Source organism: Leptospira levettii (assembly GCF_002812085.1).
Lineage (GTDB): Bacteria > Spirochaetota > Leptospiria > Leptospirales > Leptospiraceae > Leptospira_A > Leptospira_A levettii.
On record NZ_NPDM01000001.1, the window covers coordinates 383,193 to 406,401 of the forward strand.

Below are 23,209 nucleotides of genomic sequence, written 5' to 3' on the forward strand. Positions count from 1 at the left end.
TATAATGAGGAACAGAATTAAGTATTTTGGACCGATCTTCTAGTGTCGCCTACAATTTGCGGAGATTTTCCAGGAAATCACATGGGAAACCCAAATCAATTGCTACCTTCGCCCATAACCCATTTCAGAGTTTTGCAATCTGTAAGTACTTTTATGTCACATTCATTGAGCCGTAGAATAGACCCAAACCCCATCCTCTTTATAAGCGGTTTGTTCCGTTAGGCTTTGTAATGAGATTTGGTCGAGGACAGGTAGTGTTGGCAGGTAACCGATTTTTTTTGTGCCAGAACGAAACCAAAAATGTAACCACTCTTGGTGGAGACCAGGGTCGTTCCAAGATTTCCCTAATACTCGTTCGGTGTAGACGATCATTTTCGGAACCGTTCGGTAATCGATCCGCCGGTACAATTTGAGTAACGAAATCTCCTCTGTGGAACCATTTTCCGATCGGCATGACCAACTGAGGACTGGACCTAAATTGGCAACATTGGAATTTGTTGGAAAATCCCATATGTGCAAACGTTCTTTGTCTTTTAAAATCCTCGAACCTTCAAAATAAGCTGTGTCTACAAGTGTGATTCCTTTTCCATCCAGAGAACGCATGTTTGTCGGGCATTTCCAAGAATATAAATTGAGAGGTTTTTGAGTGTCTGTATTGGGGTATAAACTAAAGAAAAAGACAAATGACTGCTCTTTCATTTCTTTTTTAAGAGAACGAAACAATCCCATCCCAGAATCATTCAGGTAAATTTGGATTTTATCATGGTCTTTATTTGCAGAAACAAGTTCTCTCACAACATCTAAAATATCAGAAGCATCGGGCCTTTGTGTTCGTACCATTTTCCAATTCAATTGGTTTCGTTTGGAATCTTTTGGATTGAATGTGAAAACATAAAACTCATCTTTATAGGGGAGGAGGAAAACTGTAGGAAGTTTTACTGATTCAAGTGAACGTGTATTTTCTTCTTCATTTTTCCTCTGGATCAAATTTTCAGTTTCCCTACTCTCAGCATAAGTGGAATCAAAAAACTTAGATTCTCTTGCTGTGGAAAATCCAGATAAAAATTTAAACTGTTGGTTCACATATGGAATTTGGAATAAAGAATGAGGGCTCCCCTTTGTATTCCGTTGTGTTTTGACAGAATTGTATTTAAACAATGTATCAAAAAGTCCCCATACATCATTATCATCACGTAAATGGCTGAGAGCATATTCAAAAAACAAATCAGTCGAAAAAGCAAGTGGCCTATAATTACGTATGTAATATAGATCTTCGTATGGATGGTTTAACAAATAATCACTGAGTCCATCTCTGATGTTTCCGTTCACAGGACCTTTTTTTCCAGAAGCGGTATGAGCAAAAATAAATCCAAAATTACGTAAAAACTCAGCAGCATAAAATGCATTTTCTTCATCTAGAATCCCACGGCTTTTTGTGAGTTCAATGGTTGATTTACGATATTCCTTGCGATAGATCTGATTATAACCTTGCAAAATGGTAGCCGCATATTCTAATCGTCTCCATTTTTTTTCCTGAGCCATATAAATGATCTCATCTGTCATTCGAGATGACAACTCAGGGTTTTGGTCCATCAACATTTGTGAAATACGCAGTTTGGGCCAAATGTCGGCTTCTGTTAACTTTTCTGGATCTTTGATTTTTTGTAATGCTTTTAGAGCCGATTCTGCACCGTTCACTTTGTACAACGAAACGGAAATCAAATCTTTTACTTCAGCCAAACTCATTGGTTCGTTTAAAAAAGGATGATGAATGTCCGAAGACCAATTGTTAAGATCTAATTTTATATAATAATCCAAGGATTTTTTATAATCTTTTTGGAAATAGGCAAGTGCACCTAACTTCACATAAATACGGTTGAGGATGGATGTTTTTTTACCACGAGCTGATTTCAAAAAATTCTGATATGATTCTTCAGCTCCGTTATAATCCCCCGATAAAATTTGGAAAAAAGCCAACCTTTCCATGGAGTTTTCGTTATAAGCACCATCAGTGATTCGCTCCAAGTCCATGATCATTCTCTGAAAATGAATCCCTTCTCTCACAAATCCTAAAAAAGACAATTTGGCAGGTAGGTCTTCATCAATCCGATCAAGGAGTGGAATCCACTCTAAATTGGTATCCTCAAAAAATGGTGAACTCACTCGCATGATGTTCACAAAATGTTTATGCATATCCTTATCTTTTCCCGTAGGAAGATCGATATAGTATTGCAAACGGAAAACTCTGCAAAGAGAATAGTATGGCTTTGTTTTTTGACAATCCATTCGAACCATAGTTTTTTTCTCATCTTCTCCTGTTTGGAAAAGATTCGTTCGCATATTCTTTGCTAAATTACGGAAATAGGTATTTGGTTCTTTTTGGATGTATGAATCTAATGTTTTGATGGCTTGGACTTCGTCACCTTGTGAATGTTTCCACAATGAAGTGAGTAAAAAATCAGCAAACGAATACTCTCCTTTTTTTGTCCTTAAGTCATATAAAATATTCGCAATTCCAACCTTGTCTTTTTTCCTCAGGTAGTATTCACCGAGCATAAGATAAAAATCAATCTCCTGATTGGTTGTGAGAGATTCAGGGGATTTGAATCGAAAATCATCGCGAATGGTAAGTTGTTCTTTTCCTTGGATGAATAATTTTCCTTGGGCACCAGACACAATCCAGCCATGATTTCTCTGATTTTGTGCGTATATAGTAGTATGAGAAATCAGGATGATGAAACTGAAAAAAATAGAAAGTGACAGTCGACTCTTCATCGTATCTTTGATTCTCTAGGACCAAGGGATTTGGTCAAGTGACATAAAGGGAAATGGCAGAAAGTTTCGATTACCAAACGATTGTAGAAAGTTTTGACGAATTCATCCTCATCATGGATGGAAATTTAGAAATCCAATTCTCCCAAACATCTCCCAATCTTTACCTCCCCCAAGATTCCATTGGTGTTGGAAAACACCTAAAAGAACTCCCGATAATCCCAAGGGATGGGCTAATTTTATCCAATTTATGCCAAGAAACTTTGAGCCGAAGGATTCCCTTTCAGTTTTTTACCTCACTTCTTGGGAACCAATATCGAATCTTAGGAAGGTTTCTAGAAACCAAATCGGGGCCTTGTGTGATTTTACGTGGAGAACCAAATTTTAATATCGAAGGTGTGATTTTAGATAGCGGACCCTATGTCATTTTTCGATATAAATTTGATTCTGAATTTTTGATCACCTATGTATCACCCAATGTTTCACTTAACTTAGGTTATCAAACCGGAGATTTTAAAAAAGGAAATTTAAAAATCCAAGATTTGGTTCATCCGGAAGACAAAAAACAAATTGATATCGAAGAAAAAGAATACATCAAAAGTAAACAAAGAACCTACCAAAGAGAATTTCGTTTCAAAAAACCGGATGGAAACTACATCTATTTATCTGAATATAGTGTTGTCAGTTATTACGACTCTTACCCTACTGAAAAAATTTCTTACCTAACGGACATTAGCGAACAAAAGGAAAAAGAATTAGAAATCAAAAACCAAAGAGATGAATTAAAACGAATCCGAGTTTTGTTTGAAGAAACAAATGCAGCCGCCAATGTGGGCTCTTGGGAAGTAGACTTAATTCACAATACCATTTTCTGGGCCAAAGAAACCAAACGGATCCATGAAGTAGATGAAAATTATTCACCCAGTTTAGAAAATGCATTTCACTTTTACCCGATTGAATCGGAACAAATCGCTTTACGAAAAGCATTTGAAGATACCATTCAAAATGGATCTTCTTATGAACTGACATTACAGATTAAAACCAATAAGGGAAAACTCAAATGGGTAAGAACCATCGGCCATGGAGTTTTTGAAAATGGGAAATGTATTCGTGTGTATGGAAGTTTCCAAGACATCACAAATAGTGTTAACTTAGACAAACAAAAAGAAGAAGCATTGTCTAAATTAGAAACAATTTTAGATGCTACCACACATGTGACAATTATTGGTACCGATGTGAATGGAACGATTACCCATTTCAACAAAGGTGCTGAATACCATTTGCAATATTCCGCCGAAGAAATGATCGGGAAAAATACACCTTCCCTATTACACAAAGAGGAGGAGGTTTTATTTCGTGCAGAATCCCTCTCACAAGAGTTTGGTGTTCCCATCTCAGGATTTGAAACCTTTGTCCACAAAGCACGATTAGGTGCTTTTGATTCACATGAATGGACCTATATACGAAAAGATGGCACCGAATTCCCTGTCCAATTGGTGATCACAGCAAGTAAAAACCCAAAAGGAGAGATCACGGGATTTTTAGGAATTGGAATCGATATCTCAGCCCAAAAAGCCACCGAAGAAGCGTTACGTGAAAGTGAAAGGAGATGGCAGTTTGCACTGGAAGGTTCTGGTGATGGAATTTGGGATTGGAACGCAGAAACTGATCAAGTTTATTTTTCTAACCAATGGAAAGCGATGTTAGGTTTTTCAGAATCAGAAATTGGAACTGATATATCGGAATGGGAAAAACGAGTTCACCCAGAAGATTTAAACCAATGTTTAGAAGCATTGGAGAAACACTATCGAGGTGATACCAATGTGTATATGAGTGAACATCGGATGTTATGCAAAGATGGAACTTATAAATGGATCCTTGACAGAGGGAAAGTCATCGAACGCACTGAAGATGGCAAACCTTTACGTGTGATTGGAACACATACAGACATCACTCATAGAAAGATATTAGAACAAGATTTGATCATTGCACGGGAAAAAGCAGAAAAAGCTTCCATTGCCAAATCCAATTTTTTGGCAAATATGAGCCATGAAATTCGTACTCCACTCAATGGAGTCATTGGTTTTGCAGACTTACTAATGCGAACCGACTTAAACCAAGTCCAAAGAAAGTATATGGAAACTGTGCATTTGTCTGCACTTTCACTACTTGATTTGATCAACGACATCCTTGATTTTTCTAAAATAGAATCAGGTAAAATGGAACTCTATAAAGAAAGAGTCAATATTTTTGATCTATTACACCAAATTGCTGAAATCGTTAAACACAAAGCATACGAAAAAGGTTTAGAACTCATTTTAAATATTTCTCCAAAAGTTCCGAGGAATGTGTTTGTTGATTCACTTCGACTACGGCAAATCCTTTTGAATTTGATTGGCAATGCTCTTAAGTTCACACTCAAAGGTGAAATCCAAATTAAATTAACAGCAAATCCAGTGAATCAAAATGAATTCGAATTTTTATTTGAAGTGATTGATACTGGGATTGGGATCAGCAAGGAAAACCAAAACAAAATATTTGAAGTATTTGCTCAGGCTGATAGTTCCACTACACGGCAGTTTGGTGGGACTGGGTTAGGTCTTTCTATTTCCTCAAAATTACTACAATTATTCGGAAGTAAAATCGAATTAGAATCCGAAGTGAACAAAGGTTCCCGATTTTATTTTAAATTCATAACAATTGCTGATAACGAAAGAAACATTGAACCTAACTTGGAATCAATCAGAAGAGTTATGGTTGTAGATGATAATGAAACCAATCTTTCTGTAATTAGAGAAATGTTGGCTTATAAAAATATTGAAACGATCACATTCAATTCACCCAAATTAGCACTCAAACATTTCCAAGAGGGGAATGAATATGATATTGTCATATCGGATTACAATATGCCAGAGATGAATGGGTTGGATTTTATATCTTCACTCAAATCACACGCGCTCAAATCAAAGTCAAAATTACCAAGTTTTACAATTCATTCCTCCTCCAATGAAGAATCCTTATATGAAAAAGGGAAAGAAATTGGAGTTGGTGTCATTTTATTAAAACCAATCCAAACCAATATTTTATATGAGAGTTTATACGACTTAGTTTCAGGAAGGCATTCGAAAAAAAGTACGAATCAAAAGGAAACGTTCAAACCAATTGTTACCAATGAAAAAACAAAGGTGATGATCGTAGAAGACAATCCTGTGAATATGATGTTAACCAAAACAATTGTATTAAAAATTTTACAATCTGCCATTATCATTGAAGCAACCAACGGTTTGGAAGCAGTGGAACATTTTAAAAAAACAGAACCCGATCTAATCCTTATGGATATCCAAATGCCAGAGATGAATGGTTATGATGCCACCAGAGAAATTAGGAAACTACAGATTGGTCAAAATGTTCCCATCATTGCACTGACTGCCGGTACTCTGTCAGATGAAGAAAACCGATGTTTGGAAAGCGGAATGAATGATTATATATCCAAACCTGTTGTTCTGACAACGATTGCCGATAAATTGAAACACTGGCTTTTGAAAAATTAGAGCTTGAATACGATTGTCCGATTGGCCCTTGTTCCATCTCATGGACATTGTGCTAGTTTCTGTATCTAAACTTTCCAAAACCATCGGCGAAAAAAAACTTTTTTCAAACCTTGACTTCTCCATTAGCGAAGGCGAAAAACTTGCCATTGTCGGAATCAATGGATCTGGTAAGTCCACCCTTCTCCGTGCCATCTTAGGAAAGGAAGAAACTGATTCTGGTCAGATCATCAAAAATAATAATCTTAAAATTTCGATTTTAGACCAAAACCCCGTTTTTGATTCCAATGAAACCATCCTCGACCATATCTATAAAGGGGAAAACAAACTAGTCAAAACCATTCGTAAGTATGAAGACATTTGTGAACGAATGGGTGAAGGGGAAGAAGGACTAGACGATGAATTTACAAACGTTTCTCAAGAAATGGACAGATTATCAGCTTGGGATTATGAAGGGCAAATCAAATCCATATTACGTGAATTAGGTGTTGAAAAGTTAGAAAGAAAAATGTCTGAGTTATCCGGTGGAATGCTCAAAAAAGTTGAACTTGCTAAGTCACTCATTGATGAAAGTAATTTACTCATCTTAGATGAACCAACAAACCATTTAGATGTAAAATCCATTTTATGGTTAGAAGATTACCTTGCGAATTTAGACAAAGCCATCTTACTGATCACCCACGACCGTTATTTTTTAGATCGTATTGTAAACAAAATTTTGGAACTCGATCGAGGTAATTATTTTCTGTATGAAGGAAACTATTCCATTTATTTAGAACGAAAAGTGGAAAGAGAAGAAACACTTCAAAAACAAGAAGATAAAATCAAACAGTTTCTAAAACAAGAAGTAAAGTGGCTCAAACGCCAACCAAAAGCACGCACTACCAAACAAAAGGCAAGGATTGACCGAGCAAACGAATTACAAGGCAGAGAAAAACGAGAAATCCAAAAGGACTTGGAACTGAGTGTCGCTGCAAAACGCCAAGGGAAAACGATTTTAGAGATCCATAATCTAAAAAAATCAATTGGCGAAAGAGTGTTAATCAATGATTTTACTTATACTTTTAAAGCCAAAGAAAGGCTTGGAATCATTGGTCCCAATGGAATCGGGAAATCTACCCTTCTAAATCTGATGGCAGGCCGACTGACACCCGATAGTGGATACCTAAAACCAGGCCTCAACACAAAAGTTGGTTATTTTGACCAAACGAGTTCAGAACTTCCATTGGAACGAAATGTATTGGAATACATCAAAGATGTTGCAGGTGAGATGATCGAAACAGAGTCCGGGGAAAAAATTTCAGCATCAAAGATGTTAGAACGATTTCTCTTTGATGGTAAGTTACAATACACTCCCATCGCCAAACTCTCTGGAGGTGAAAGACGTCGACTTTTTCTTGTTCAAATTTTGATGACGGGTCCAAACTTTTTAATCTTAGATGAACCAACCAATGATCTCGACATCCAAACACTTTCTGTTTTGGAATCATTTTTAGATGAATTTCCTGGAACCGTTGTGATCGTTTCCCATGATCGATACTTTCTCGATCGGACAGCCGAAAGTTTGCTAATCTTTCGCAAAGAAGGAAAACTAGACCATTACATTGGAACCTTCTCTTCCTTTTTAGAAGTAGATTCATTAGAGATCGAAAACGAACCAAGTTCTTCTAAAGAAAGTACGATACCAAAAACCATAGTTACCAATGAAGAAAAACCAAAAAAATCAAAACAAGACCAAAAGAAAATTCAATCCTTAGAGAAAGAAATTGCTTCCTTAGAAGAGAAAAAAACCAAATTGGAAACAAATTTGAGTACATTCGCAAATGATCATATGGAATTGAGTAAAATAACCCAAGAAATCCAAACGATTGAAGCGGAAATTCTTTACAAAATGGAGGAATGGGAAAAATTTCATAACGAATGAAAACGGTCCATACGACAAGAATTCTGCTTTGGACACCCATCATCCTGATTGGATATTTCATTTCAGCACAAATTGGATTTAATATTGCCTTTCTCAATAGCCAAGTTTCTCCTGTGTGGCCACCAGAAGGTGTTGCACTTTCATCCCTTCTACTCCTTGGCCCTGCTGCTTTACCTGGAATTTACTTAGGTGCTACCCTTGCTAACTTCTATAATAACCCTCATTTTCAAACAGCGTTTATTATAGGAATTGGAAACACACTCAGTAGTTATGTCAATTACCGTATCATCAAACGAGTGACTGAAAAAACAGATCCACTTTATTCCACAAAAGACTTAATTTATTTCCTAAGCATAGGAACATTTCCTGGATCTTTTCTTAGTGCTGTGATGGGTGTTACCAGTTTATGGTATTGGGATTTTTTATCTTCTGAATTGTACTTCAATGTATTTTTCACTTGGTTTTCTGGTGAGATGTTGGGTTTTCTCATTGTTGCCCCATTACTCTATGTTTGGTTTTATCCCAAAACAAAATTAAACTTGGAACTTTCCAAACAATTAGAACTTTTTTTATGGCTCATCATTGTCTACATTTCTGGTTCGATTGCTTTCAGTGATGAATGGCCACTTTTGTTTGTGCCGATACCTTTTGTCATTGTAACAAGCATCCGATTTCGCCAATTCGGTGCGACCCTTTCAACAGTTGTGCTTTCTTATATAGCCGTCACACTCACCATAGAAGGGAAAGGAGTATTTGCAAGAAGAGACGCCAGTGGACTATCCATCAATGATTCACTCATTTTTCTTGATGCTTTTTTGTTTTGTATCAGTGGGATTGCCTACTTTCTTGTGACAGCTACAAGAGAACGAGAACGAGCCCAAGAAACTTCCTTAAAGTCCTTACAAGTATTAAATGAACTGAAAGAAAAAGCCAATGAAGAATTGGAACTTAAGGTATTGGAACGGACTGCTGTTATTGAAGAACAAAGAATCGAAATTGAAAAACAATTGGATATGGCAAAAAGGATCCAAGAATCTCTGTTCCCTCAGAAAGAAATTATACCAAATGGAGTCGAAATCGAATTCAAAAACATCCCAATGATGAAAGTGGGAGGTGATTTGTATGATATCGTATGGAGACCCGAAAAACAAGAACTAGGTGTTTTTATCTGTGATGTATCTGGTCATGGGATCCCTGCTGCACTGCTCAGTGCACTAGTCAAAACCTCCCTAGAAAAATGGAAGGAAGATCCAAGCGACTTAAAAGAAAATCTAGAATCCATCCGTAACCAAATCATGCCAAACTTACGGGAACATTTTGTCACAGCAAGTTTACTTCATTTGCAAACAGACACTGGTGTTTTGACTTTTGCACGTGCTGGGCATTTCCCTCTTTTTATCATTCGGAAATCGGGAGCCCTTGTGAGTTTAAAACCGATGGGAAGAATTATCACACCAATATTTGACATCCTTGCTGAAGAAGAAAAATTTCAGTTAGAAAAGGGTGATTTGATTGTGATGTTAACAGATGGACTCACTGAAGCAAGAGAGCCATCCACATTGCAAATGTTTGGTGAGGATAAACTCCTCAGGTTAGTGACAGACCTGAGAAACAAACCATTACTTACGATTCGTGATGAAGTTTTCCAATCCGTCATCCATCTCTCAGGTGGGATTCGTGCCATCCAAGATGATTTAACCCTTGGACTCATTCGTTATACTGGGATTAACGAAGAAAAGGTTATGGTTGGATTATAAATTGATTCTTTTGGCAAATCATTGCTGATTCCCTGGTGGTTCCAAAAATTCTTCGATACAGGGAAGTAGAATCTCCGTTCTTTCATTTTCACTCATAGGACCCAATTCTCCCCCTTTATTGTATCTGCCAACGGATTTGGTATAATCGGAGTAGTTGATAATAGATGCAATTTCGATTAGTTCAATGAACTTACCGTCAATTTGTCTGATATAGGCACTACAAGAGATGTAGGATCCGAGAAAGGTTTTCTGTTTTCGAAAGAACATCATTTTATAAACAACTCCATACGGGGTGTGGACTAGTAATTGATTCGGAAATTGTTTCTTTTTTGTATACATCCAATCATGGATGTCCATACCCTTCGGAAGGGAAACGGGATTTTTGGGATACACCCTTCGTTCTGGAGGAAGTAAACTCGCACAACTGACCAAAAAAAATGTGGAGATACAAATCAAAAGACCAAGAGGACCAATTCTAAATCGGCCCAATCTCTGTCTCATTTGTTTTCTTATTTTCAATTGAGCCATTTTAGAATCCATTTCTCTTAATATTCCCCTTACAAATTCGTATTTATGGTTTACTTTCATTTAAGGCACACTCTTCGTCTCTTTTGCCAGTTCGTCCGGCAGATTTAAATAAATCTCATCAATGGCTTCCTGGAAACCTTGTAAGTACAAAGCAGAAACAAGACTGGGCTCATTTGTTAAATTCCCATTATCCCGCATTTGAAAAAGAAAGGGAAATGGAATATACCAAGGGCTTAAATAACTAGTTCCAGAAACTGAGCTTACTTTTTCCGACAATAAGCTGTTCTTATAAAATAACTTTACCTTAACTTCCTGGATGAATTTTTGTTTGCAAGGGATAATACAATGAGTTATCAATTGAAGTACTTGGCTAAACCGTCCTTCCTCCCAATCACTGCGGGGATGACTTGCGGTGACAAAAAAAACATAGTCCGTTTTTACGTCTGTTAGTTGAAAATTATCATCGTCAATGTTATGAATGTAAATTTCCTTCCAATGATAACGAGACTGGCCAATTTCTTTTTGTTTTTTGGGAAAGTATTCACTCCAAGGCATTCCAAACATTGGATTGATTTCAACAAAACGTTTATGACCTTTCTGAAAAAATACTCGGTTCTGGTTTAAGATAGTAATGGACTCACCTACTTTGTTTCTTTCCAATTCTTTTGGAAATGGTTTTATTTGGTGGTCTAAATTTGCAAAGGCACATTGAGTTAAACATAAGATACTACAGATTAAGAAATATTTCACAGACAGATCATTCCTTGGACTGGGGAGGGATTAAAAATTCTTCGATGCAAGGCAAAAGGATATCAGTCCTTTCTTTTTCATTCATAGGACCCAAATCTCCACTTTTCCGCATATACGCTTTTGAATAATCCGCATAGTTTACGATAGAGATCATATTATATATTTCTAATTTTCTTGGCTCGATCGATTTCACCAATGCCGAACAAGCAACATAAGAACCCAAAGAAGTATGTTCTTTTCGATAGTAAGTGATTTTATATTCTGAATCACTGATAACCAGAGTCTTTAGTCGATTCGGATACTGTTTAGTTTTTACATCTATCCAATCATGAATGTCCATATCCTTTGGCAAAGTGACTGGATTATTCGCATACAGCCGCCTCTCAGTTGGGAGTAAACTCGCACAACTGATCGTTATAAATACCAATATGGGAAGTATATAGATGTGGCGAATTCCCATTCTGGAAAAAATTGTGATTCGGTGAAGAGTCCTTGGTCTCTTAGGACAAATTGTACGGTAATTCAAATTGAAATCCGAAACTGGTCTCGAAGAGATTGATTTGACCAAGTTTATCCCCTTCCATTGTGAGGACGGCCACCGTGATGGTAACGATCAGAGGGACCATGTGGTGCATTATGACCGCCACTTTGGTGAGGAGGGTGAAAACTAGGACCTCCTCCTGGGTGTGAAAAACCATTTCTTGGGTGGTGGTGATTACCAGCTCCGTTGTGATTTGGAGAGTGGTGAAGGTCTCGACCTCGTCCTTCATGACCACCCCGTGCTAAAAACTCACCGGAATCACTAGTCTCAAGACAACCACCTGCAAAAATGGTGAGTCCACTCACCAAAAACAAAGAATAGATAAACCTAACTAGTCTTTGCTGGTAAAGTCTTTCAATTGATACAAAATTGATTTGATTCATCATGGATCAATTATAAGAGCGAGGTACTCATTTACCAATGGAGGGTTTCCGCATTTGCGGGTTTCACCTACGTAAACTCTATGGGATTGGGATCGAAATGGAAATGACTGATACGAATGAAGACTAGTCGTTTCCGACTGTTCTGGAACTGACGAATAAAAGCTTTGGAAGTTTGGAGTACAGTTCGAAAGACACTAGAAGGTTACTATCCAAGTGTAAAACAAGGCACAAAGATATTATGTCACCTTGCGCCCTTGATGCGGAGGAGGCGTTAGCCGTCCGAAGGACCGAAGCGAACGCGGAAGTCCGTAGCGAGCAAGGAAAGGCGCCCTAATTCGTTCTTGTTTCCCTCGTTATAGTTCAAAATGATGGAAAAATCAGTTAAATTTTCCGCAGGAAGTGTGCCCCATCCATGGCAAATATCTATTACGACGACAGTTGCGATCTCAATCTCCTTAAAGGTAAAACCATTGCAGTGATTGGCTACGGAAGCCAAGGTCACGCCCAAGCTCAAAACATGAAAGATTCTGGTTTGAAAGTCATTATTGGACTTCGCGATGGATCTAAATCAGTGAAAGAAGCAAAAGAAGCTGGTTTTGAAGTTTATAATGTTGCGGAAGCTGCAAAAAAAGCAGACATCATCCAAATCCTTGCTCCGGATACCATCCAAGCTGACATGTATAAAGCGGACATTGAGCCAAACCTGAGTGAAGGAAAGGCTCTTGTTTTTTCTCACGGCTTTAACATTCACTACGATCTCATCACTCCTCCTAAAAACGTAGACGTGTATATGGTAGCTCCGAAAGGACCAGGACACCTCGTTCGCCGTGTTTACACAGAAGGTGGTGGAGTTCCTTGTCTCATTGCAATTCACCAAGATGCAACAGGACAAGCAAAAGCTCGTGCACTCGCTCACGCAAGTGGAGTCGGTGGAGGAAGAGCTGGAATTTTAGAAACATCTTTCCGTGAAGAAACAGAAACAGACCTTTTTGGTGAACAAGCTGTTCTTTGTGGTGGTGTAGCAAACCTCATTATGAGTGGTTTCGAAACACTTACTGAAGCAGGATACGATCCAGAAATCGCTTACTTCGAATGTTTACATGAAGTGAAACTCATCACTGACCTTATCTATGAAGGTGGACTTGCACGTATGCGTTTTTCCATCTCTGATACAGCAGAGTATGGTGATTACATCAGCGGACCACGTGTGATTGATGCGGGTGTCAAAGCTCGTATGAAAGATGTTCTAACAGACATCCAAAAAGACAAGGGAGCAGCGTTTGCAAAACGTTGGATGGCTGATACAAAAGCTGGATACCCTGAATACAAAAAACTCAAAGAAAAAAATGCGGCTCACCCAATTGAAGCTGTAGGATCAAAACTACGCTCCATGATGAAGTGGCTTGCAAAGTAATTGTTTAGGTAACGAAAGTTAGAAGAAAGAAAGGAAGAAGGATTTTATATGAAAGTAACACAAAAGATTGTACTCGCAGCACCTGCACGAACTCCTTTTGCACAAATTGGTAAGGCGCTCGCACAGTATCCAGGCCACCACTTAGGTAAAATAGTGGGTGAAGAAGTAATGAAACGCAGTGGCCTTAAGCCAACTGACATTGACGGTGTGATCGTGGGAGAGGGTTTTGCAAATGCACCAAACTCTGCTCGTGTGATTGCCAACCTAATGAACCTACCTTTGGAAATCCCTTGTTTAACAGTGGCAAACAACTGTGTATCTGGACTCGAAGCAGTTGCAGAAGCATCTCGCCGAATTATGTTAGGTGAAGGGGAAGTTTTCCTCGTGATTGGGGAAGAATCTCAAACTTCTATGCCATTCGTAGTGAAAAATGCTCGCCTTAACAAAAAAACAAACAGCTTAGATTCACTTGTAAAACTCCTTCCAAACGACCTTCCTGAAGGTGTAGAACTTCGTGATACATTAGAAGATGGTCTTGGTGATGGCGAAACATCATACGGAATGCAAGTAACTGCAGAAATCCTTGCACAAAACTATGCACTTCCACGGGAAACACAAGACAAAGTAGCTTACGAATCTTTCAAAAGAGCTTTCGAAGCAACACAAGAAGGTCGTTACAAACCATATATCATGGAAGTAAAAGACGATGAAGGAAACCCACTCCAAGCAGATGAAGCGGTTCTCCTTCGTGAAGGTCTTGTGAAAAACCCAACTCGTATGGGTCGTGCCATGTTAATGTTTGATAACCCAGCAATGAAATTTGATGCATGGAAAGAAAAATACGGTAAAGATTTGAAAAAATCTCATGGCCCTACTGTTTCCATCTTCAATGCAAGCCCACGTTCCGATGGAGCTGCGGGAATCATCGTCGCTTCTGAAGCAGCTGCAAAAAGACTCGGTCTTAAAGCAGAAGCACTTGTAACAGGTTTCAAAATGAAAGGTGTTGCACCTAACCTTATGGGTCTTGGACAAGCGGAAGCAACTCTTGGCTTACTCGAAGAAGTTGGTGAAAAAGTGGAGAACATCGATGTGATCGAAATCCATGAAGCATTCGCGGCAACAGCAGTAGCAGCCCTTGAAGAAATCAAAATCAGAACTGGCTTTGATTGGGAAAAGAACTTTGATGCAAAGAAAATCAATCCTAATGGTGGATCGATTGCCATCGGACACCCGTTTGGTGCGACAGGTGTGAGATTACTTCACAACGCCATCATGGACTTCCATGAAAACAAAGATGCAAAAAAGGTTCTTGTGACTGCTTGTGCACACGGTGGAATCGCAGGATCAATGATCGTTGAAAGACCATAATTCGAATCTAAGATTCGATTACGTTCGTTCGAAAGATCGAAGGAAAAAGCCAAGGGAAACCTTGGCTTTTTTTTTGTACATTCCAGAACCAAAACATATGGTTCAATACCTTCGAAAGTAGGTGGAATTTACGACTTACTTTCTGAATGAAGTTTTAAGAAAGCGCCCTGAAATTCAAATCATTTGGGTAATTGAGACATTTCATTTTCCAGATTTTATAGAAATCCAATTAGATGGACGAATCAGGTTATGGAAATGGATTGACCGAACAAAAAAATACCTTAGAGTCATAGTCCTAGAGGATGGACTCACAATCCACAATGCTTTTTTCGATAGAGGTTTTAAACCATGAAGGTCACGCATTACCAGGAAACAGATTCAATCTATATCGACTTAGCAAAAAAAACTGCTTTTGAAACGAAAGAAATCACAAAAGATATCAATATTGATTTGGATGAAGAGGGCAATCTAGTAGGAATTGATATCCATGGTAATGCATCTAAATTTGTTGATCTATCCGGTATTGCATTAGAAAAATGCTAGGGATTTAGATTCTATTGATCCAGCACTTAAAAACGCTTCATTATGAACATTGCCGATGAATGCAAAAATGGTTTGTTCCCGAAGTATCAAACGATCCAATTATCAATCAATCCGTTCTAGAAGCCTTGTGGAACGAAATTCATACCATATATTCAGAACCTAATCGATTATATCACAACTCGGACCTTCTTTATCAATTGCTAAGTGAACTAACCGAGGTATCCCATTTACTTCAAAATCTTAAAATAGTTTTTTATTAATCTATAACCATGTTTAGTATATGATCCAAAATCAAAAACAAATGAAAAGCCGACAGAATTGCCTCTGCGAGATTCATGTAATGCAAAAGAATGAACTTTTTGTAAAAGAATTTTCGAATTTGGAGATGGGGTTTGTGAAAGGGGAAGAGCTGTGATAGAGAGGACGTATTGGGTGGCGGGTGGTTAACCCCACCCAATTCAGGGCGGGGATACTAAATTCACACCTTCCCCCCAAACCTCTCAAGCATCGGCACAACCCCATCTCGCGACTGTCTCGCCGTATCGTAACCCGGAAATATCTTATATAATTTTAAATAAAATTGTTTTTCGATGCGTTTGGTACCACCGCTCGTACGTTCCAAAATATCTTTTGTGTAAAAATGAAATTCAAAAAACCCAATTTTAAATTTTCCCTCTACGCTAAGTCTGCCACCTAACCTCAAACGGAACGGTGTTTCCGTGTTGATACTTGGAAATATAGGAAATCCATCTTCAAAATCTGATTTTGTGATCTGAATGGTCTCTTTCATTTCCATTTCCAAAAAATCTTTCTGATTTGGCAATTGGCACAGAACTTTTCCTTCACGACGAAATTCTATCTGGTAGGACAAATATTCTTTATTCTCAACATCTATAGGAAAAATATCAATTCGAAGGTGGTGATCTAATATTTCAGTCGAATGGGTAACGATATTTCCTTCTCTCTGCCCAATCACAATGATTCGTTTTCCTTCATTTGGGATAGAATACTTGTAGATCATTCCCGGTTCCGGTAAATCTTTTCCAGTTACGATTCGTTCATGATGAACTGGAGTTTGTGTGATCGTATGGACATCGATGATATTTGGATCTTCCAGCTGACTCTCAATGGAATCTTTATCAGCGGATTTTAAATTTTGTTTCAATTTAAAAAGTTCAGAGGATTTAAATTTCGCCAATGCAAGTTTCTGCATGACAACAATTAGTAGAAGTACGGCAACAAACAAAACCAAAGCAAATACCCATATCTCATAAGTGATCATTTTCTCTTCTATGATTCGAATTTGTTCTAATGAATATGGTTTCATATAAGTTCTTTTTATGTTTTATTTTTTCTAAAAAACAATCTTACTTTGAATATCGACTTCTTTGTTTCAGAAAAATACCCTTTGTTAGGAAAAGAGATCGACTCTAGTTATGGACTTCCCTATTTTTTACACTATGTCGGGTATTGTATTTTTCTTATCTCTTCTTTTAACTAGTCTTATTTCACCAATTCTCTCACAAAATCATTGGGATGACTATATCGCTGAAAAAAACATTAAATCCACCTACTACATATTTGGTGACAATGTAAACTTGAGAGAATCAGATCATCTCAATGGTAAAGTAATCCGAAAACTGTCCCTAGGAAGTGAGATTAAGATTCTGACAAAAACGAACCAAATCCTAGAACAGAATTCATTGAAAGAATACTGGTATAAAGTGCAAGTTGGTGACGACACAGGTTATATTTGGGGAGGTCTCATCTCAGATTATTCATTTCCTTTGAACGAAATGATTGTCCTATGTAAAAATCTTGGAACAAAAACAAAAAAATTGGAATTAAAGATCATCCAAGGATCGAAAATCCTAAGCCAAGGAAGTTTTGAAGTTGGACCTTTGAGTAATGAATCATGGGACCATACGATATACAATCCAAGTCTTTTTTCACCTAGCCCGCATACAATATTTGCTATCAAATTTTTAATCTTTTCAGAAATTGAGTATGGTTATTCAAATGAACAAGTATTCACTTTGAATCGAGAAGTGAAAATTATACCGCAGTTTTCGTGGAATCCAGGTTCTTGTGATCCACCAGCATGTGCGGAAACATGGTTAGTTTTCCCAAAAGAAATCTTACCAGAAGATAAAAAAATGAATCGGAAACTCATTAAGGGAAAAGAAAATACAATCATTGAACTTATGCATAGTTTCGATTTAGATGAGACAAACCAACATGATTTTTACCAATCTGAATATGTATGGAATGGATCTCAGTTTCAGAAAAAGGAAAAATAAACACCAATGAAAAAACAAATCATCTACAGCATTCTTATCTTATTTTCCATTCCATGTTTTGCTTGGAATAATCATGCAGGTATTACCTATCTTATATTAAAAGATCATTGGAAAAATCAAAATGTTCCCAATGTCAAAGTAGAATCCTTAAAAACATTTTTAACAAAAGAAAAAGATTCAATCCAAGAAACATTATCCCTTTCAGAAGACTGGGCCCTCAATCGTTTACCTCATTTATCGAAAACAAAGGATGAATTGAAGTTTTCGCCTAACACAAAGGAAATGGATATTGTTACCAAATTTTACCATGCACTTCGCGTGAATCCCAAACATAAAGCTAGTTTATACATCCAATCAGTTCCGAAAAAAAACGGGAAAAACCTACCTTTGGACGAACTCACAACACTGAATGAAAAGGGTAAACTCGTAAACGAAACGTTTCTCTCTCTCAATGAAGGACAGATGGTTGGTGCAGATGAAGTGATTGTTTCTGCAACTGATGAACCTGATTATGATTTGGACTTGTATCTATTCGAAGATAATGCAAGTGATGTGGGTAAGATATATGGTTTCGGTTACCAACCATTTGGAAATCCTGCTGTTGAGTTTTCATCCCAAGCACCTTTCCATATGGGTTTCTTTTATGAACCAAAAATCATTTTTACTTTAGCTGGATTCTTAAAACGTACATATCCTGAACTTAGAATCCATCAATTTACAGAATTATCAAAATTAGCGTTTAGAAAAGGACATCCCTATTGGGGTTATCGATTTGCAGGTTGGGCATTACATTACATTCAAGATCTAACACAACCATATCACTCGTCTGTATTGCCAAGAGTGAGTGCTTCCAAACAAATTGGAGTACAATTAGTTTCAATCGTTGGTTACCAAACTCCAAAAGACAACATGATTCAATTTGTATCTGGTCGACACACTTTGATTGAAGAATACCAATATTATCTCATTAAGAATGTAATCGCTGCCAAAAATTGGAAACATCCAGTTGTAACGTCGATTATGAATTTTGGAGCGAATGACTTAACAGAATGGAAAAGTTTGGATGATCTCCGGGTGAATGTTTGTAAGGAGGCTTATGATGCAGGGGAACCAACTGACGAACAATTGGAAAACCTAAACATTCCTAAGTACGAAACTTTGTATGATGAAAACCATCCGATTCATACAATCTTAGCAACTCTTCTTAGAAATACTTCCAAACACACGAGAGCCTATTTGGATTCACTGAATGTGAAACGTTAATCAATCGGTTCTACAGCAAATCTTTCCAGAAGTTCCAGTGGAATGATTTCTAATGCTCGTTTGTGAGTTGACTCTAAAAAAACTTTAGGAGCTACTCCGTTTCGATACGCCTCGAGCCACCTTGAGGCACATAAACACCACCGTTCCCCTGGTTTCACACCAGGAAATGCATATTCAGGCCAGGGAGTGATGAGATCATTTCCTGATTCTTTTTGCGATTGTAAAAAGTCTTCAGTTGCTAATACACATACCGTATGAGAACCAAAGTCCTCATCGGAAGTATTACAACACCCGTCCCTAAAAAATCCAGTCAAAGGATCTGTAGAACAAGGTAAAAGAGGTCCGCCGAGTACATTGAGAGATTCATCCATTTTGATACCAAATGTATAGGAATCTATAGAAGACAGTTGAGGAAAGTTGTTTCTCTACCCAAGATCTGAAAAAAGAAGGGGGTTTGCACCCCCACAGTACGACCAAAAGGTCTTGGAAAGCCCAAAGCCATACTACTATACATACATTTACTTGTCAAACGATTATGCACTTACTTGAAAGAAAAATACTTTTTTTTCGACACCATTCACTTTCACAACCATCTTCCATTTTCCAATAAAATTAGGGTGTTTTGGGATTTCGAAATAACGAAATTCAACCCCTCCTTCATTTTGTGAGAACCATTTCAAATAATATGGTTCGACTTTATCACTTTCGATTGTCAGTAAAAATTCTATTTGATTTCGAGTTGGTTTTAAAAATTCCAATTGTAATGCATAACGGTCACCCAACCGGAAATTTGTATCATTACATTGAGTTAACAATTCCTTTCCATTGGACTTACATAACAAAATATCTTCTTCGAATAGATCCGTTTTTGGTGGGTCAATCCCTTGTCTAGGTTTCCAATATAGATAAAAAGGAGATAACATCTCGTGATCGTTATATTGGGTTCGAAAATATGTGGGAAGTGTTGTAATTTGAGAATCTTTAGTTGGTTTATGCACTTCAAAATGTAAATGGGGACCTTGCGAATAACCTGTGTTACCCGAGTAACCAATTAATTGTCCTTCTTCCACTTGGTCTCCAACATTTACAATCACTCCGTCCTTCTTTAAATGAGCATAGTTACCGATTGTCCCATCCTCATGTTGGATCATTACATAATTTGCTTTAGATAATAAATCTCTTCTAACTCCTCCTTCTGAATACTTTTTCACAAGAGAGACAACAATTCCTTTTCTTGCTGCATGAATTGGAGTGCCAATAGGCAAAGAAAAATCTAACGAATACTTTAAATATCCCGAATGAGTGAATCCTCCGTTGTATCCTTGTCCAATTCTGGCACGAATCCCACTTGGGAATGGTAAGGAATAAGAATACGCATCATCATGTTTAGCATCCCAATCTCCCATATTTACGGTGATAGAATAGGAATAAAAGAATGATTTTGTCACATCTTCAATCCTTAGGTTTGTCACAAAAACTGGATCTCCACCTCGAAGGACAAAAAATTTAGGGAACACTTGATCTGAACTCATATTTTTGAGAGATATATTGATTGTTACTGACTTTATAGCGGCAAGGTTCGGATCTTTATTTTTTAAATACAGTTCGTATCCATTTTCGATAGGAACAAGGATTGTACATGTATTCTCAACAATACAAGATTCCTCACCAACAATTTCTGGCACAGCAAAGATCGGTAAGGTGATCAAACAGAAGAATAATATAAAATTTTTCACTTTAAACTCGTTACTTGGAATTCAATTTTCTTTTGGGTAATATGGTTCACTGATACAGTGAGGTTCCATTCACCATCCAAAGGTTCCTGGAAATCTTGGATGGGAATCATAAAAGAAGTCCACCAATCTTCTTTTTTAGAATCCCAAGTATATTCGTAAAGTATGTTACTATCTTTTTTACGCAAATACAATTGAAATGTATAAAGATCGGGTCTTAAAATTGGAAGTGTTATTAGTATCGGTTTCAGTTTCGAAAATACGTTTTGGTTACAAAGACTAACTTCGTTTACCTCAGAATTTTCACATAAATAAATCCCTTCGGGGTCAACTAACTTCTTTTCAAGAGGGAATCCGGATTCTCGTCGCCAAACAAGATCTCCCTCCGAAAGGATTTCTCCTTCCGATATCTGGGTTCTAAATTTTGTAGGAATTGTTTTTTTTCTCAATGTTTTTGTTGGTTGGTATACTTCAAAATGTAGATGTGGACCCTCACTATAACCTGTACTCCCCGCATAACCAAGGAAGGTTCCTGTATCTACATTTTGTCCACGTTTTACTACCACACCCATATATCGTAAATGAGCATATTCTGCTATTGTTCCATCATCGTGAAGAATCTTTACAAAATTTGCAGATTGTTTGTATTTTGGATCAAATCCACCTTCACTATTTTTTTCTTCGGTATCAATTACAATTCCAGGTCTTGCTGCCAAAATCATATCATCTTCTTTGAGTCCAAAATCAATAGAATACCGATTATCTCCCGAATGGCTTTTTTTCCCATGATATGCTTGGAAAACCCTAACCTTTAGTTTCGAGTCAAAGGGAAGTTCATAAATATAACTCGAATTATGTGCTACATGGTAATTTCCCAATATCCACTTATAATGTATTTTATATGAAAACTTTTTTCGCCGATGAATCGTTTTTAAATGGAATAATTTAATTCTCTTTTTCCCTTTCAAAATTGTGACAAGTGGCAAAGGGACCGAACTTTTCATGTTTTTGTATAAAGCATTCACAGAAATTGATGTTTCCGTAACATTGGTTGCAATCTTATTTTGGAAAAAAACATCAACACCATTTCGATTCGGTTCAAATTCTACGCATACACGATTCATAGAACAATAGGAAAGTGGTTCATTGGCAAATAACAATCCTAAGGGTAACAAAACCGCTATTGAAAATAAACCGAATCTCATAAGGATGGAATCAAATTATAGAAAAGAACAGTTTCGACAATCTATTTTCCGAGATAAAAACATAGTTGCATAAAGAATTATTTTTTATGAAAGTCGACAGATGAGTGCAAAGCTTTATACATTTCCAATCTCTCACTTCTCCGAAAAAGCAAGATGGGGCCTCGACTTAGCTAACTATCCTTATTTGTTAAACCCTTTAATTCCTGGCCAACATATCCAAACCTTAAAACCAATAGTGAGTGATTTGTATGTTCCCGTTTTAGAAACTGATTCTGAAATTGTCCAAGGTTCGGGACAAATTTTAGATTTAATAGAAGAAAAAGCCTTCGGTTCTAAATCTTCCGAAGAAGAAAAACAAATGGAAGAATCAATCGATACAAAAATCGGAAAAAGCCTTCAAACTCTCTTATACCATTTTATTTTAGATTATCCAGAAATTGTTGGGAAACTTTTTTTACTCAAACCAGCACAACTTTCAGATACTGTTCCACCACCCGAACATTTTGAATTGATAGCCTTGTCGCTAAAACGAAGGTATAAAATTACTCCTAAAAACATCGATGCCGTAAAACTTGCCTTAGATGAATGTGCAAAAGAACTGATCGAAGTTTATAAAACAAAAAAGTTTTTTAATGGAAAATCATTTGGCAGGGTTGACTTAACCATTGCTAGTTTGATGGGAATGCTCGTAGAACCGAAAGAGTCCCCTGCTTATCCATGGTTTACTTCAGTCACAATGCCAGATTCATACCTCCAATGGAAAAAAGACCTTGGATACGATTTTTTGTTTGATAAAATTAAGGAATTTTACAAAGAATTTCGGATCCAGTCCAAATAATCTGGATTCCCTTTCAGAATAGGCCAACAAACAATGCAGGGTGTTTCATAAGAATGTAAATCTCTTATCCTCTGCATGAGTGGTATTGATTTTTCCATGGTGGTTTTCAATAAACAAACTACTTCGGTTGATTCCTCTAATTGTTCATTCCAGACATAAATCGATTCCATTTGATCAATTAGATTTGCACAAGCTGCGAGTTTTTCTGTTACGAGAATCTTTGCCGTCTCTTTTGCTTCCACTTTAGAGGGAAAAGTGGTATAAACTGTTACATATTCAATTTCAATTTCCATAAATAATATTTCCTACTTGCCCATTCTATCCAATACTTATGATTTTGCT

At 37.2% G+C, this 23,209-nt stretch carries 19 protein-coding genes; 9 read left to right on the forward strand and 10 right to left on the reverse strand.

Annotated features, from left to right (window positions below):
* Positions 1–162 precede the first annotated feature (162 nt).
* Complete coding sequence (locus CH354_RS01720; RefSeq protein ID WP_100726215.1) at positions 163–2,775, reverse strand: tol-pal system YbgF family protein; 2,613 nt, start codon at positions 2,773–2,775, stop codon at positions 163–165.
* Between the two features lie 53 nt (positions 2,776–2,828).
* Between CH354_RS01720 and CH354_RS01725 the strand changes: the two genes are divergently transcribed.
* From CH354_RS01725 to CH354_RS01735, 3 genes are read left to right on the forward strand one after another with little or no spacing between them, the layout of a single operon-like run.
* Positions 2,829–6,323 carry a PAS domain-containing hybrid sensor histidine kinase/response regulator gene (locus CH354_RS01725; protein ID WP_100766263.1) on the forward strand — a complete coding sequence of 1,165 codons (3,495 nt, stop codon included), beginning with the start codon at positions 2,829–2,831 and terminating at the stop codon, positions 6,321–6,323.
* Positions 6,324–6,363: 40 nt separating this feature from the next.
* Positions 6,364–8,244 (forward strand): ABC-F family ATP-binding cassette domain-containing protein, encoded by a 1,881-nt coding sequence (locus CH354_RS01730; protein ID WP_100726442.1) that lies wholly within the window; start codon positions 6,364–6,366, stop codon positions 8,242–8,244.
* Entirely contained in the window at positions 8,241–10,001 is a 1,761-nt protein-coding gene (locus CH354_RS01735; RefSeq protein ID WP_100726213.1) for a PP2C family protein-serine/threonine phosphatase, read from the forward strand. The genes CH354_RS01730 and CH354_RS01735 overlap by 4 nt, the downstream gene beginning before the upstream one ends.
* Before the next feature lie 18 nt (positions 10,002–10,019).
* Here the strand turns inward: CH354_RS01735 and CH354_RS18410 are convergent, their stop codons facing one another.
* The 4 genes from CH354_RS18410 to CH354_RS01755 all read right to left on the reverse strand — a co-directional run bounded on the left by CH354_RS18410 (position 10,020) and on the right by CH354_RS01755 (position 12,203).
* Positions 10,020–10,589, reverse strand: coding sequence for a hypothetical protein (locus CH354_RS18410; RefSeq protein WP_243395918.1), 570 nt, complete (start codon positions 10,587–10,589; stop codon positions 10,020–10,022).
* Complete coding sequence (locus CH354_RS01745; RefSeq protein WP_100726212.1) at positions 10,590–11,279, reverse strand: hypothetical protein; 690 nt, start codon at positions 11,277–11,279, stop codon at positions 10,590–10,592.
* Between the two features lie 7 nt (positions 11,280–11,286).
* Positions 11,287–11,739, reverse strand: a complete 453-nt coding sequence (locus CH354_RS18305) for a hypothetical protein (protein ID WP_243395919.1) — start codon at positions 11,737–11,739, stop codon at positions 11,287–11,289.
* A 110-nt stretch (positions 11,740–11,849) separates the two neighbouring features.
* Positions 11,850–12,203 (reverse strand): hypothetical protein, encoded by a 354-nt coding sequence (locus tag CH354_RS01755; RefSeq protein ID WP_100766264.1) that lies wholly within the window; start codon positions 12,201–12,203, stop codon positions 11,850–11,852.
* Positions 12,204–12,615: 412 nt separating this feature from the next.
* Between CH354_RS01755 and ilvC the strand changes: the two genes are divergently transcribed.
* The 3 genes from ilvC (at position 12,616) to CH354_RS01775 (ending at position 15,528) form a co-directional block, all read left to right on the forward strand.
* Positions 12,616–13,617, forward strand: coding sequence for a ketol-acid reductoisomerase (ilvC, locus tag CH354_RS01760; RefSeq protein ID WP_100715601.1), 1,002 nt, complete (start codon positions 12,616–12,618; stop codon positions 13,615–13,617).
* A gap of 48 nt (positions 13,618–13,665) precedes the next feature.
* Positions 13,666–14,985: a thiolase family protein gene (locus tag CH354_RS01765; RefSeq protein WP_100715602.1), complete on the forward strand. Its 1,320-nt coding sequence runs from the start codon at positions 13,666–13,668 to the stop codon at positions 14,983–14,985.
* A gap of 348 nt (positions 14,986–15,333) precedes the next feature.
* Positions 15,334–15,528: a DUF2283 domain-containing protein gene (locus CH354_RS01775; protein ID WP_100715604.1), complete on the forward strand. Its 195-nt coding sequence runs from the start codon at positions 15,334–15,336 to the stop codon at positions 15,526–15,528.
* Between the two features lie 478 nt (positions 15,529–16,006).
* Here the strand turns inward: CH354_RS01775 and CH354_RS01780 are convergent, their stop codons facing one another.
* The gene (locus CH354_RS01780) at positions 16,007–16,855 is read right to left on the reverse strand and encodes a hypothetical protein (RefSeq protein WP_100766265.1); all 849 of its coding nucleotides are present in this window, start codon (positions 16,853–16,855) and stop codon (positions 16,007–16,009) included.
* A gap of 109 nt (positions 16,856–16,964) precedes the next feature.
* Between CH354_RS01780 and CH354_RS01785 the strand changes: the two genes are divergently transcribed.
* Positions 16,965–17,828: an SH3 domain-containing protein gene (locus tag CH354_RS01785; protein WP_243395920.1), complete on the forward strand. Its 864-nt coding sequence runs from the start codon at positions 16,965–16,967 to the stop codon at positions 17,826–17,828.
* Positions 17,829–17,834: 6 nt separating this feature from the next.
* Complete coding sequence (locus tag CH354_RS01790; RefSeq protein WP_100766266.1) at positions 17,835–19,091, forward strand: phospholipase C/P1 nuclease family protein; 1,257 nt, start codon at positions 17,835–17,837, stop codon at positions 19,089–19,091.
* Here CH354_RS01790 and CH354_RS01795 read toward each other — a convergent pair.
* The 3 genes from CH354_RS01795 to CH354_RS01805 all read right to left on the reverse strand — a co-directional run bounded on the left by CH354_RS01795 (position 19,088) and on the right by CH354_RS01805 (position 22,029).
* On the reverse strand, positions 19,088–19,468 hold the full coding sequence (locus tag CH354_RS01795) for a DUF2237 family protein (RefSeq protein WP_100726207.1): 381 nt from the start codon (positions 19,466–19,468) through the stop codon (positions 19,088–19,090). The two genes, CH354_RS01790 and CH354_RS01795, sit on opposite strands and share 4 nt — an antisense overlap.
* 156 nt (positions 19,469–19,624) lie before the next feature.
* Positions 19,625–20,827, reverse strand: coding sequence for a M23 family metallopeptidase (locus tag CH354_RS01800; protein ID WP_100766267.1), 1,203 nt, complete (start codon positions 20,825–20,827; stop codon positions 19,625–19,627).
* Positions 20,824–22,029 (reverse strand): M23 family metallopeptidase, encoded by a 1,206-nt coding sequence (locus CH354_RS01805; protein WP_100726205.1) that lies wholly within the window; start codon positions 22,027–22,029, stop codon positions 20,824–20,826. Before CH354_RS01805 ends, CH354_RS01800 begins: the two co-directional genes overlap by 4 nt.
* A gap of 100 nt (positions 22,030–22,129) precedes the next feature.
* On the opposite strand from CH354_RS01805, the gene CH354_RS01810 reads away from it, so the two are divergent.
* Positions 22,130–22,867, forward strand: coding sequence for a glutathione S-transferase N-terminal domain-containing protein (locus CH354_RS01810; RefSeq protein WP_100726204.1), 738 nt, complete (start codon positions 22,130–22,132; stop codon positions 22,865–22,867).
* On the opposite strand, the gene cutA is transcribed toward CH354_RS01810, so the two are convergent.
* Positions 22,837–23,160, reverse strand: coding sequence for a divalent-cation tolerance protein CutA (gene cutA, locus CH354_RS01815; protein ID WP_100726203.1), 324 nt, complete (start codon positions 23,158–23,160; stop codon positions 22,837–22,839). The genes CH354_RS01810 and cutA overlap by 31 nt on opposite strands.
* Positions 23,161–23,209: the final 49 nt, after the last annotated feature.